The organism is Streptomyces sp. NPDC005402, from assembly GCF_040606575.1.
Classification (GTDB): Bacteria; Actinomycetota; Actinomycetes; order Streptomycetales; family Streptomycetaceae; genus Streptomyces.
Genome location: NZ_JBEXFB010000003.1, coordinates 159,837 through 171,795, shown reverse-complemented (window position 1 = coordinate 171,795; position 11,959 = coordinate 159,837). Strand labels below are relative to the sequence as shown.

Here is an 11,959-nt window from a genome sequence, read left to right as displayed (position 1 = left end):
ACGTACGAACGCCAGGGGGAGCGGCCGTACGACCGCGCGGGGCGGTGTGCGCGTCCGGCGACGGCCTGCACAGGGGGAGCGGGCCGCCGCCGGACCTTCTCGGCGGTGGTGGCCGACTGCCGCCCCTGGCCCGGGCGGCGGTGGGGAGCCGGTCACCTGGTGGAGGACGCTAAACCTGACCGTGTCCGGGAGGTAACGCGTTGTGCGGAAGTGCCGCCAGGGGACCGCCGGGTGACCGAAGGTGACCGTGATCCCGGGGTGCCGCCGTCGACTTCGCGCGGTGCGCTGACCGAAGTCGGAGTTCCGGGATCCACGACGGGCGGGGAGTGCTATGGGCCGCATATATGCAACCTTTGCTCCAGACCGCTCACACTCCAGACCGCTCATGCTCCGGACCGCTCAAGGGGCCGGTGCGCGTCGCCCTGACGCCCCGGAATAGGCTCCGGCCTCATGGACGTACTCATCCATCTCTTCGTCGGCCTGCACATCATCGGCATCGCCTCGCTCCTCGGCGGCTTCCTCACCCAAATGAAGGCGATGGGCCGGGGCACCGCCCGGTTCGTCCCCGCGATGCTGCACGGCGCCGCGACGATGCTGGTCACCGGGGTGATCCTGGTCGGCCTCAACCAGGCCGACGACCAGCACGTCAACAACATCAAGATCGGCGTGAAACTGGCCCTGCTGATCGTGATCCTCGGCCTCGTCTATGTGAAGCGGGACGACGAGAAGGTGGACAAGAGCCTGTTCGGCCTGGTCGGCGCGCTGACCACGGCCAACATCTTCATCGCGGTGCTGTGGACCTGACGGCGGCACGGGCGGAGCCGACCGCCCCCGCCGCGACGGCCAGCCAGGCCGCCACGGAGATCCACAGCAGCACCTCACCCGGCGTCCGCAGCCACGGGACGTCCACGGCGGCGGAGACCGACAGGGTCGCCACCGCGGCCATGCCCATCGGGAACACGGTGGCCCAGCGGCGCACGTCGTAGCGCAGGCGCGGCCGTACGAACTCGGCCACCAGCAGGACGGCGTACCAGGCCAGGCCGAGCACCAGCAGAGCGACGGTCACCGCGCGCAGGACGCCGTGGTCGTCGTCGTTCCACAGGTTCAGGCGCGCGCTGTCCGCGGTGATCAGCTTCGAGCCGGCGAGCGCAGAGATGGCGAGCGCGCCGCCCGCGATCCACTGGTCGCCCGCTCCCTCCAGCACCTGGCGCAGGTCGAAGTGGTAGAGCGCGACGCCGTAGAGGACCAGGCCGAGCCAGAACAGCACGAGCGCCGTGTGCGCCGGCCATGCCGCCGACTCGGCCGCGGCCAGCGTGGCGCCGAGGACCGCGAGGCCCTGGGTGGCCACGCAGCACAGAAACACTCCGCCGGGCATCCGCCGCCTCCAGTGCCGTACGGCGAGCACGAGCAGCACCGGCCACAGCAGCGCGGACAGGGCCAGCAGCGCCTCTGCGAGGGTCTGCCGGCCGAGTGCGGAGAACCGGGCGCCGAGGACGGTGGTCGCCGCCACGGCCGTCAGGGCGCCCGGTGTCCCCGCGTCCGCGACCCATCGCGCGCGATCCCGCACCAGTCGTACGGCGAATTCGGCGGCCAGCCCCAGCCAGGCCACGCAGCCGATCACCAGGGCGATCCGGGACAGCGTCTCGTGACCGGTCAGAAGGAGCCCGACCGACACGATGCCCGTTGCCAGCACCGCGGCCCCGGCCGCGGGCGGGCGCCGCGTCCACCAGACGCGCAGGGGGGAGTGGGGGGAGGTACCGGACATGTGTCGATGCTAGGAAGCTCCCCGTGCCGTGCGAGTGGGGCGCGCACGCGCGCGGGGGGAAATGCACGCGAGTGCGGGCTCTTCAAGACGAGCCCGCCTCACGGTGTCGAGGACTCAGGCCGGGCGGACCACGCTGTGGATGCCCGACTCGCCGTCGTAGTAGATCGACTCCTCGCGGACGTACGCGCCCGGCTTCGGGGCGTGGATCATCATGCCGTTGCCGATGTAGAGGCCGACGTGGCTGATGTCGTCGTAGAAGAACACCAGGTCACCGGGTTGGGCGTCGGCCAGGGAGACCGTGGTGCCGGCGTTGACCTGGTCGTAGGTGACGCGGGGCAGGTCAACGCCGGCGGCCTTCCAGGCGGCCTGGGTGAGCCCCGAGCAGTCGTAGGAGTCGGGGCCGGTGGCGCCCCAGACGTACGGCTTGCCGACCTGTGCGCGGGCGAAGGCGAGGGCCTTGGCGGCCCTGGTGGCGTACGAGGAGTCGGTCGCCGGCGACGTGCTCTGCTGCGGGGCCGTGGCCTGCTGTGTGGCCTCCTGCGCGGCCTTCTCCGCCGCCGCCTGCTGCCGCGCCAGCTCCGCCGCCTTGCGGGCCGCCTCCTGCTGCTCGCGCTTCTGGATCGCCGCGAGACGCGCCTTCTCCTGGGCCGTCAGCTCCGACAACAGCTCGCGCGCGTCGGCGAGCTTCTTCTGGACGGTCGCCTTGGCGGTCTTCAGGTCGCTCTGCGTCTCGCTGAGCGTCTGAAGGCTCCGGGAGGCCTCCTGGCGCTTCTTCATCGTCGCGGACTGCTCGGAGACGAAGTCGTCGACCGCGCCCTTCTGACGGCTCGTCAAGCGGCCCATCAGCTGCGTCTGGTCGAAGTAGTCCTGCGGGGTGTCGGCGAGCAGGAAGGTCGCTGTGTCGGGCGCGGCGGCGCCGGTGCGGTACTGGGCCGCGGCGAAGGCACCGAGTTCCTCCCGCGCCTCGTTGAGCTTCTGGGTGCGCTGGGCGACGTCGTCGAGGAGCGTGTCGACCTGCTTGCGCTGCTTGGCCGTCTTCTCCTTCGCCGCGTTGTAGCCGTCGGTCGCCGACTCGGCCTGGCGGTAGAGGTCGTCGACCTTCTTCTCGACCTCTTCGAGACTCGGCTTGTCATCGGCCGGCGCGGCGTTCGCCGACTGGGACAGCAGGGCCACGGAGGTGAGGGCGGCCGTAGCGAGGGCCGGGGTCCGTATACCTGCCACGCGCGTACCGACGGGACGCGACTTGCGGTGCGACGCCAAGGGAGGCGACTCCTTCCGATGCTCCGCCTACCGGGTTAGCTGTCGGGTTCGGGCGGGAAGGGTTGCCCTACGGCGCTCCCGTCGCGGGAGTGGGCCGATTCACCCCGGGTTCGGTGGGTCCCCGGCTCCGGGCGCGCGGCGGCGCTGCGGACTCGGCGGGGGCCGTGCGGCCCGGCGAGGTTCGCCGGAGGGGGTCGTACGGCCTGCCCGGAACGGTAGCCAACTGGTGTGGCCCCTGTGAAGGTTGATGTTCGATATGCCCGATACATTTTCGTGACCTTCGTCCCAGGGGGCGCTCCGCGTGGCCAATTCGGTGTGATCTGCCATGGTTTGTTCGCCTTTCTGTTGCAGTGCCCCCGTCCGATCGCCTTTTTGGGCCGACTTGGGCGCCCTCGCCCTCCCCGGCGGCCGTACGGTCGTCGCGGATGCGGCCGGGGGCCTGGTCGGGGACAACCTGGTCGTCGTCCCGCCGCACGGCAAGGCGCGGCGCGGCCGTTCATGGTCTTGCGGGCCCGGGCGAGAACCGGCCCGTCCGGACGTTCCGGCGCTCGGCTCCGACGGCCGCCCGGGGGTGCGCCCGTGCGGTGACGAAGGTCTCGCACGGCAGGTGCGCGATCCTGCGGGCGCCGCTCCCGGCGGGCGTCGACGTCGGCAGAGGAGCACGGGAGGGCGCCCGGAGGGCAGGTCCGGAAGATCATCGGGTTCCGGTACGGGTGGATGTTCTCGGGGCGGCGGCGGGCTGTCAGTGGGGAGCCCTAGACTCGGAGAGCGATGAGCAGCCTCTTTGACGACAGCTTCCTGGCGGACCTCCAGGCCCCTCGCGGGCACGGGGAGGAACCCCCGCCGCCGCCCGAGGACGAGCACGTACCGGAGCAGGTTCCGGACGACCTGTTCGGTGGGAAGTTCGACGTGCCCCCGGACCGGGACGCCTACTACCGCGACGGCGCCCCGCGCCCCGTGGTGGACCCGGCCGCGCTCCTGGAGGGGCTGAACGAGAACCAGCGCGCGGCCGTCGTGCACTCCGGCTCCCCGCTGCTCATCGTGGCCGGCGCCGGCTCCGGCAAGACCCGGGTGCTCACCCACCGCATCGCCCACCTCCTCGGCGAGCGCAACGTCCACCCGGGCCAGATCCTCGCGATCACCTTCACCAACAAGGCCGCGGGCGAGATGAAGGAGCGCGTCGAGCAGCTCGTCGGCCCGCGCGCGAACGCCATGTGGGTCATGACCTTCCACAGCGCGTGCGTGCGGATCCTGCGGCGGGAGTCGAAGAAGCTCGGGTTCACCTCGTCCTTCTCGATCTACGACGCCGCCGACTCCAAGCGGCTCATGGCCCTGGTCTGCCGCGACCTGGACCTCGACCCCAAGCGGTACCCGCCGAAGTCCTTCAGCGCCAAGATCAGCAACCTGAAGAACGAGCTGATCGACGAGGAGGACTTCGCGGCCCAGGCCACCGACGGCTTCGAGAAGACCCTCGCCCAGGCCTACGCCATGTACCAGTCGCGCCTCCGCGAGGCGAACGCCCTCGACTTCGACGACCTGATCATGACGACGGTCAACCTGCTCCGGGCGTTCCCCGATGTCTCCGAGCACTACCGCCGCCGCTTCCGGCACGTCCTCGTCGACGAGTACCAGGACACCAACCACGCACAGTACGCGCTGGTCAGGGAGCTGGTCGGGACCTCCGAGCACCAGGTGGACGTACCGCCGAGCGAGCAGGACCTGCCGCCCGCCGAGCTGTGTGTCGTCGGTGACGCCGACCAGTCGATCTACGCCTTCCGCGGCGCGACCATCCGCAACATCCTCCAGTTCGAGGAGGACTACCCGGACGCGACGACGATCCTCCTGGAGCAGAACTACCGCTCCACCCAGACGATCCTCACCGCCGCCAACGCCGTCATCGAGCGCAACGAGTCCCGCCGCCCCAAGAACCTGTGGACCAACGCGGGCGCGGGCGCGCGCATCACCGGCTATGTCGCCGACACCGAGCACGACGAGGCGCAGTTCGTCGCCGACGAGATAGACCGCCTCACGGACGCGGGCGACGCGAAGGCCGGCGATGTCGCCGTCTTCTACCGCACCAACGCCCAGTCCCGTGTCTTCGAAGAAGTCTTCATCCGCGTCGGCCTGCCCTACAAGGTCGTCGGCGGGGTCCGCTTCTACGAGCGCAAGGAGGTCCGGGACGTCCTGGCCTACCTGCGCGTCCTCGCCAACCCCGAGGACTCCGTGCCCCTGCGGCGCATCCTGAACGTCCCCAAGCGCGGCATCGGTGACCGCGCCGAGGCGATGATCGACGCGCTGTCCCAGCGCGAGAAGATCAGCTTCCCGCAGGCCCTCAAGCGCGTCGACGAGGCGTACGGCATGGCCGCGCGCTCCACCAACGCCGTGAAGCGGTTCAACGTGCTGATGGAGGAGCTCCGTACGATCGTCGAGTCCGGCGCCGGCCCGGCGACCGTCCTGGAAGCGGTCCTCGAACGCACCGGCTACCTCGCCGAGTTGCAGGCATCCACCGACCCGCAGGACGAGACCCGCATCGAGAACCTCCAGGAACTCGCCGCCGTGGCCCTGGAGTTCGAGCAGGAGTCGGGCGAGGGTGAGGAGCCCGGTTCGCTCTCCCAATTCCTGGAGCGGGTCGCACTCGTCGCCGACTCCGACCAGATCCCCGACGAGGACGAGGACGGCTCCGGCGTCATCACCCTGATGACCCTGCACACCGCCAAGGGCCTGGAGTTCCCGGTCGTCTTCCTCACCGGCATGGAGGACGGCGTCTTCCCGCACATGCGCGCCCTCGGCCAGACCAAGGAACTGGAGGAGGAGCGTCGCCTGGCGTACGTCGGCATCACGCGCGCGCGTGAGCGGCTGTATCTGACCCGGTCCTCCCTGCGCAGCGCGTGGGGGCAGCCGTCGTACAACCCGCCCTCCCGGTTCCTGGAGGAGATCCCGGCGCAGCACGTCGACTGGAAGCGCACGGGGGCCGTTGGCGCTCCCGCGGGGCCGGTCTCCGGGGTCGCCGCGTCGCTGTCGTCGTCCCGTTCCCGCTCCTCGGCGTCGGGCGCGTCCGGCTTCGCGACGCGCAGGACCTCGGAGAAGCCGGTGGTGGCCCTGGCCGTCGGCGACCGTGTCACCCACGACCAGTTCGGGCTCGGCACGGTGGTCGGCGTGAAGGGCACGGGCGCGAACGCCGAGGCGACGATCGACTTCGGGGAAGCGAAGCCGAAGCGGCTGCTGCTGCGGTACGCGCCGGTGGAGAAGCTGTAGCTCCGGAAGGGGGCTGGGCCCGCAGGGTTACGTCGGGTCCAGCCCGTGGCTGCGCAGCCACGGCAACGGGTCTATGGCCGAACCGCCCGCCGGGTGCACCTCGAAGTGCAGGTGGGGTCCGGTCGAGTTGCCGGAGTTTCCGGAGTACGCGATCGGGTCGCCGGCCTTGACCGTGGTACCGGAGGCGACGCGGTAGCTGGAGAGGTGGCAGTACCACGTCTCCGTGCCGTCCTTCGCCGTCACGACCATCATGTTGCCGTACGCGCTGTTCCATTGCGTCCGGACGGTGCCGTCGGTCGCGGCCATCACCGTCGTGCCGTACGACACCGGGAAGTCGATGCCGGTGTGGACGGACATCCAGTTGATGCCGGACTGGCCGAAGTACGCGCTGAGACCCCGCTGCGCGACCGGAAGCGCGGACTTCGGGCGCAGCCGCTCCTTGCGGGCCGCCTCCTCCGCCGCCTTCCTCTTCTCGGCCACCTGCTGGGCCTTGAGGTCGATGCGTTCCTGGGTGCGGCTGGCCCGGTCGGCGAAGTCGTCGGCGCCGGCCGAGAGGCTCTCGAGCTGGGTGTCCAACTTGTTGTTCGCGGCGGCCGGGTGGACGGCGGTCGTGTCCGCGAGGGTCGTCGAGGTGTCCTGGTCGTCGCCGGTCAGCGTGCCCACCGAGGCGGCGGCGATTCCGGCGACACCCATGACACACGCCGAGGGGACGGCGATCGTCAGCAGCGCGGAGCGCCTGGCGGGCGTGCGGCGGCGGGAGCGGTTGGCGTTGCGCGCGGCGACGCGGGAGCCGGGGGCGGCGGCCGGGGCCGCGGGGACCTCTTCCTGATCGTCCAGGAGCGGGGCGTCGGTGTCGTGGACGGCGGGCATCTCGCCGGTGGCGGTGATGACGCCGGCGTCCGACTCGCCGTCGTGCGAGGTGTGTTCGGCGTAGTCGTCGCCGTAAGGATTCGCCTCGTCGTACGCGTGGCTCTCGTCGTACCCGGCCTGCTCGAAGCCGGCCGTCTGCTGCGGGTCGGCCGCGGTGCCGTCGGAGTTCCACTGCGTGGCGTCGTACGCGCCGGTGTCGAAGGTCTGCGTGCCCCATTCCCAGTGCTGGGTCTGGTCGGCGGGGCCCGCGGACTGGTCCGGCTGGTGCCAGGAACTCGCGTCCCACTGGCCGCTGTGATCGGGGCTGCCGGCCTGCGGCGGGATCGCGGCGAGCTGCTGGTGGTCGGCACCCCACTGTGTGGCGTCGTACGCGCCGGTGTCGTAGGCGGCGTGGTGCTGGGCCGCGTACATGTCGTAGTTCAGGGTCCGGTGACCGCCCGTGGTCCACGTCGAGGCGTCGTACGAACCGGTGTCGTCGCCCGGCATGTCGCCGAAGAGCGGGTCGGCCTCGAAGGTGCCGGTGGCGTGCGCGCCGGTCGCGCCGGTGGCGTCGAAACCGGTGGCGTCATAGCCGCCGTACGTGGTGAGGTCGCCGTACTGGGCCTCCTGGGTGCCGTACGACGCGTAGTGCGACGATTCGGCGTCGGAGGCCGGGGCCGGGGTGGTCATGGTCCCCGACGGGTGACGGTCGTTCACCAACTTCTCTTTCGCCTCGACAACAGGGGCTGCCAGAGCAGTGCGGCGACTGTACCCGGCGGTACGCGGGCGCGACAATCTTCAACTGGTTTTAGGCGCGCAGGAAACGGGCATTCGGCCGTGTTTCGGGGGACCGCGGGCGGGACCTTGGCCCTGTGTTCGAAGGTTGTTCGATGTCGTTCCGCGGTTCGGTGACTGTCGACGCGCTGTCGGCGGCCTGTGGGACGAGCTGTCGGCGGCTCGGATCCGGTGACCGATACGACCGTTACGCCACGGTCAGTCCGCCCGCGCGGTCGGCCGTCTCCTCCCCGGGGCGCGCGGTGTCGAGCACCTGCCGTATGCCGGTCGCGACGGCGGGGTGCACGGGCAGGGCGAGATGTCCGATCCCGCTCACCTGGACGTTCTCCGCCATCAGGTCCTCATGGTCGATGCAGGCGGTCTCCAGCGGGTCCATCAGGTGGTCGAGGTCGCTCCAGAAACTGACGAAGTGCGTACGGCAGCCCGGGGCCGGCCGAGTGAGCTCCTCGAGCAACTTCGAGCCGGGGCGCATCTGGCGCACGATCGGGTGCGCGTTCGCCAGCGGCACCACCCGGGTGCCGGAGTGCGGGGTGCCGAGTGTCACCAGCGTGCGGACCCGGGTGTCGCCGCCGAGCCGCTGCACGTAGTACCGCGCGATCAGGCCGCCGAGGCTGTGCCCGACGACGTCCACCCGTTCGCTGCCCGTGCGCTCGCAGATTCCCTCTATGTGCCGGCCGAGCAGCTCCGCGGCGGCCCGGATGTCGCAGGTCAGGGGGGAGTAATTGAGTGATTCGATCTGCTGCCTGCCGTGCTGGGCGAGGCTGCGGCGCAGGAGCACGAAGACCGAGCGGTTGTCGATGAAGCCGTGCAGCAGGACGACCGGGGGCTTGGCCTCCGTCGGCAGCTGTGCGGCGCCGTCCTCCGGGCCGGGGAGCGGGGGCAGGGGGGAGCGACGCTCCTGGGTGATGCCGGACGGGTACAGGAGGAGGTGCCCCGCGAGGATCGCGATCTCGAGCGCGGTCGCCTTCAGGAGGGCCAGGGACAGTCCCGCCAGCCGGCCGGGGAGCAGCCGCTCGCACAGCGGGAGCAGGGGCAGCGCCGCCTTGGTGACCTTCATGGCCGACCTCCTGTCGGCACACGGGAGGACGGCTCCGTCCCCCGTGTGCGCTCATGGGGAGTCCCGGCGAAGGTCGTGGTCGACGCCTGCGTGGCGCGAGTGGGGCACGGGGGGTGGGTGCGGCGGTCGGCGCCCGGTTCCGGGGCTGCCGGGTGGACCGGCGGAGCTGACGGAACCGGTGGTGCGGGCGATGCCGACGGTGCCGGTGCTTGTCCCGGTCGTATCGGTGGTGCCGATGGTACTCGCGGTGCTGATGGTGCGCCGGTGACGTGACGAGTGGCCCTGCCGGTGTGGCGACGAGGCTCCCCGCTGTCGTGCCTTACCTGTCCTACGTGCCCTTCGTGCCGTCGCCGGCGCGCCGCACCACCGTGGCGCGCGTCCTGCGGCGCGGCGGTGCGGCGACCTCGTTGCGGCTCCCGAACGTGTCCCACCATGTGATTTCCCCCTCGGTGTCCACTGCGAAACTGCCCGGCGCGAGATGGTGGCGATAACGTTCGTTCACATTCCCGGTCTGTGCGGTACTAGTCGGTAGGAATGGACGCAGTCGCTTCATGGAGGCAGTGATGGGTGTGACAGCCGGTCCGATCCGCGTAGTGGTGGCCAAGCCGGGGCTCGACGGTCATGATCGCGGAGCCAAGGTGATCGCGAGGGCGCTGCGCGACGCGGGGATGGAGGTCATCTACACCGGTCTCCACCAGACTCCCGAGCAGATCGTCGACACGGCGATCCAGGAGGACGCCGACGCGATCGGTCTCTCCATCCTCTCCGGCGCCCACAACACGTTGTTCGCCGCGGTGATCGACCTGCTCAAGGAGCGGGATGCCGAGGACATCCTGGTGTTCGGCGGCGGGATCATCCCGGAGGCGGACATCCCTCCGCTGAAGGAGAAGGGGGTCGCGGAGATCTTCACGCCGGGGGCGACGACCCAGTCGATCGTGGACTGGGTCCGGGAGAACGTGCGGCAGCCTGCGGGGGCGTAGGGCCTGCCTGTCCTGCCGGGTGCCGGGTGCCGGGTTCCGGGTGCGGGCGGGTGGGGGCTGGTCGTGCAGTTCCCCGCGCCCCTGAGTGGGTTCAGTCGCCGCCCGTGGAGACGCGGCCCTGCCCTGGCTGCGGGCGGTCGTGCCGCTCGATCCACCCGCCCGGTGGCGTCGCGGCTCCGGCTCGGAGCCTGGTGGTGGGTGGGTTGTGCGGGTACGAGGGGCGGCATCGGCCTCGGGGCGGGCGGGGCTGTGACATCCGCGGCTGGGCCGCGGGGTGCGGCGGCAATCCACGACGCGGCGGCAATCCACGACGCGCCCGCCCCCGCCGGAGGGCACGGCCCAGCACACTTCTACGGACCCTCCAGTTCCTCCGCCATCACCGCCCGCAACCGCAAGGTCGTCACCAAGCGCTGGAACGCCTCGGCCCAGTAACCCCCCGCTCCGGGACTCGCGTCCTCCCCCTCGTCCGGCACCGCCATCAGCCCCTCGAGGCGTCCCGCCTCGGCCGGATCGAGACACCGCTCGGCCAGCCCCATCACCCCGCTGAAACTCCACGGATAACTGCCCGCGTCCCGAGCGATGTTGAGCGCGTCGACCACCGCCCGCCCGAGCGGTTCAGCCCACGGCACCCCACACACCCCCAGCAGCTGAAACGCCTCGGACAACCCGTGCGTCGCGATGAACCCGGCGACCCACTCGGCCCGTTCGGCGGAGCCCAACGTGCTCAGCAGCTTGGCCCGCTCCGCCAGTGACACCGCCCCCGGGCCCCCGGCCTCCGGCGCCGCGGGCGTCCCGAGCAGCGCCCGCGCCCACCCGGCGTCCCGCTGCCGTACGGCAGCCCGGCACCACGCCGCGTGCAGTTCGTTCCGCCAGTCGTCCGCCACCGGCAGCGCCACGATCTCCGCGGGCGTCCGACCGCCGAGCCGCCCCGGCCACACCCGCAACGGCGCGGCCTCCACCAACTGCCCGAACCACCACGACCGCTCCCCCCGCCCCGAGGGCGCCTTCGCCACGATGCCGTCGCGCTCCATGCCCGGATCGCACTCGTGCGGCGCCTCGACGAGGATCGTCGGCGTGTCCCGGGTGTGGTCGACGGCCACGCACGCCCCGGCCCTGACCGCCATCCGCGCCGCCAGCGCCGAACCCGCCAGCGCCGACAGCAACTCCGCGGCTGTGGCCCGTACGTTGCGGCTCCGGTCGGCCAGCGCCTGCTCGAGGAACGGCTCGTCGTCGGGCCCCAGACCCGTCCGCAGCGAGTCGAGGAACATCAGCCGGTCCTCGGCCCGCTCGGTGGCCCAGGTCGTCGCGAGCAGCTCGCGCGCGGCGGCGGGCTCCCGAGCGCGTATCGCGGCCAGGAGGGCCACTCGCTCGGCGAACAGGCCTTCCTCCCAGAGCAGTTGGATTCCCGCGGTGTCCTGCGGCGGTGGCAGCGCCGCTCCGCCGCCGGGTGTGGCCCGCAGGGCGAACCGCCAGTCCGGGTTCAGCCGGGCGAGCCAGGTGGCACGCGAGCCCGCGAACGCCAGCGCCGCCGGCCGCAGATCCGTACGCCCGCGGGCCGCGTCCAGCAACGCGGGCAGCAGTTGCGGGGGCGCCGCGTACCCGCGGGCGTTCGCCGCCGCGAGCCACTGCGGGAGCAGCTCCATCAGATCCGGTGCCGTACCCCTGCGGCCGCCGCCGCCCGTGCCCGGCCGGTCGGCGAGCAGCATCGAGAGCCGGCGGGCCGCCGCCGCGGGCAGGGGAGGGCGCGGATCCTCGGGCGCTGGCTGCGGCCGCTGCGCCGCGCGCGCGGGCCTGAGCCCGGCCCGCCGCCGTACGGTCTCCACGGCCGCCGCGTCCAGCAACGCCACCGGCGCCTCGGGACCGGGGGCGACGCCGGTCGGCGTGCGGCGCGCGGTGCCGAGCAGGGCCGAGGTGACGAGCTCCTCCCAGGCGTCCGGCGCGGGAGCGGAGTTCTTGTCCATGCGGTTCCTTTCCGTCCGGCCGGGTTCTGGTTCGGTT

At 71.8% G+C, this 11,959-nt stretch carries 9 protein-coding genes and 1 riboswitch; of the genes, 3 read left to right on the top strand and 6 right to left on the bottom strand.

The features are described 5' to 3' along the window. Positions 1 to 450: 450 nt before the first annotated feature. Positions 451 to 804: a hypothetical protein gene (locus ABZT02_RS06620; protein ID WP_356014903.1), complete on the top strand. Its 354-nt coding sequence runs from the start codon at positions 451 to 453 to the stop codon at positions 802 to 804. Here the strand turns inward: ABZT02_RS06620 and ABZT02_RS06615 are convergent. After that, entirely contained in the window at positions 782 to 1,765 is a 984-nt protein-coding gene (locus tag ABZT02_RS06615) for a tellurite resistance/C4-dicarboxylate transporter family protein (RefSeq protein ID WP_356014901.1), read from the bottom strand. The genes ABZT02_RS06620 and ABZT02_RS06615 overlap by 23 nt on opposite strands. 114 nt (positions 1,766 to 1,879) lie before the next feature. Beyond that, complete coding sequence (locus tag ABZT02_RS06610; protein WP_356014899.1) at positions 1,880 to 3,025, bottom strand: NlpC/P60 family protein; 1,146 nt, start codon at positions 3,023 to 3,025, stop codon at positions 1,880 to 1,882. 7 nt (positions 3,026 to 3,032) lie between these two features. Next, positions 3,033 to 3,179, bottom strand: a riboswitch (cyclic di-AMP (ydaO/yuaA leader). Between the two features lie 617 nt (positions 3,180 to 3,796). Between ABZT02_RS06610 and pcrA the strand changes: the two genes are divergently transcribed. Further along, on the top strand, positions 3,797 to 6,280 hold the full coding sequence (gene pcrA, locus ABZT02_RS06605) for a DNA helicase PcrA (RefSeq protein WP_356014897.1): 2,484 nt from the start codon (positions 3,797 to 3,799) through the stop codon (positions 6,278 to 6,280). 27 nt (positions 6,281 to 6,307) lie between these two features. Here pcrA and ABZT02_RS06600 read toward each other — a convergent pair whose 3' ends face one another. The 3 genes from ABZT02_RS06600 to ABZT02_RS06590 form a co-directional block, all read right to left on the bottom strand. After that, positions 6,308 to 7,819 (bottom strand): M23 family metallopeptidase, encoded by a 1,512-nt coding sequence (locus tag ABZT02_RS06600; protein WP_356015540.1) that lies wholly within the window; start codon positions 7,817 to 7,819, stop codon positions 6,308 to 6,310. Positions 7,820 to 8,111: 292 nt separating this feature from the next. After that, complete coding sequence (locus ABZT02_RS06595) at positions 8,112 to 8,981, bottom strand: alpha/beta fold hydrolase (RefSeq protein ID WP_356014896.1); 870 nt, start codon at positions 8,979 to 8,981, stop codon at positions 8,112 to 8,114. A gap of 328 nt (positions 8,982 to 9,309) precedes the next feature. Beyond that, positions 9,310 to 9,483 carry a hypothetical protein gene (locus ABZT02_RS06590; RefSeq protein ID WP_356014895.1) on the bottom strand — a complete coding sequence of 58 codons (174 nt, stop codon included), beginning with the start codon at positions 9,481 to 9,483 and terminating at the stop codon, positions 9,310 to 9,312. 61 nt (positions 9,484 to 9,544) lie between these two features. Here ABZT02_RS06590 and ABZT02_RS06585 point away from each other — a divergent pair, with 61 nt between their 5' ends. Next, entirely contained in the window at positions 9,545 to 9,961 is a 417-nt protein-coding gene (locus tag ABZT02_RS06585; RefSeq protein ID WP_356014893.1) for a cobalamin B12-binding domain-containing protein, read from the top strand. A gap of 350 nt (positions 9,962 to 10,311) precedes the next feature. On the opposite strand, the gene ABZT02_RS06580 is transcribed toward ABZT02_RS06585, so the two are convergent. Further along, positions 10,312 to 11,922, bottom strand: coding sequence for a DUF5691 domain-containing protein (locus tag ABZT02_RS06580; RefSeq protein ID WP_356014891.1), 1,611 nt, complete (start codon positions 11,920 to 11,922; stop codon positions 10,312 to 10,314). Positions 11,923 to 11,959: the final 37 nt, after the last annotated feature.

Bases quoted from the DNA above. Each gene is read 5' to 3' on its own strand.
- ABZT02_RS06620 (WP_356014903.1), top strand. From the start codon at position 451: ATGGACGTACTCATCCATCTCTTCGTCGGCCTGCACATCATCGGCATC.
- ABZT02_RS06615 (WP_356014901.1), bottom strand. From the start codon at position 1,765: ATGTCCGGTACCTCCCCCCACTCCCCCCTGCGCGTCTGGTGGACGCGG.
- pcrA (WP_356014897.1), top strand. From the start codon at position 3,797: ATGAGCAGCCTCTTTGACGACAGCTTCCTGGCGGACCTCCAGGCCCCT.
- ABZT02_RS06600 (WP_356015540.1), bottom strand. From the start codon at position 7,819: ATGACCACCCCGGCCCCGGCCTCCGACGCCGAATCGTCGCACTACGCG.
- ABZT02_RS06595 (WP_356014896.1), bottom strand. From the start codon at position 8,981: ATGAAGGTCACCAAGGCGGCGCTGCCCCTGCTCCCGCTGTGCGAGCGG.
- ABZT02_RS06585 (WP_356014893.1), top strand. From the start codon at position 9,545: ATGGGTGTGACAGCCGGTCCGATCCGCGTAGTGGTGGCCAAGCCGGGG.
- ABZT02_RS06580 (WP_356014891.1), bottom strand. From the start codon at position 11,922: ATGGACAAGAACTCCGCTCCCGCGCCGGACGCCTGGGAGGAGCTCGTC.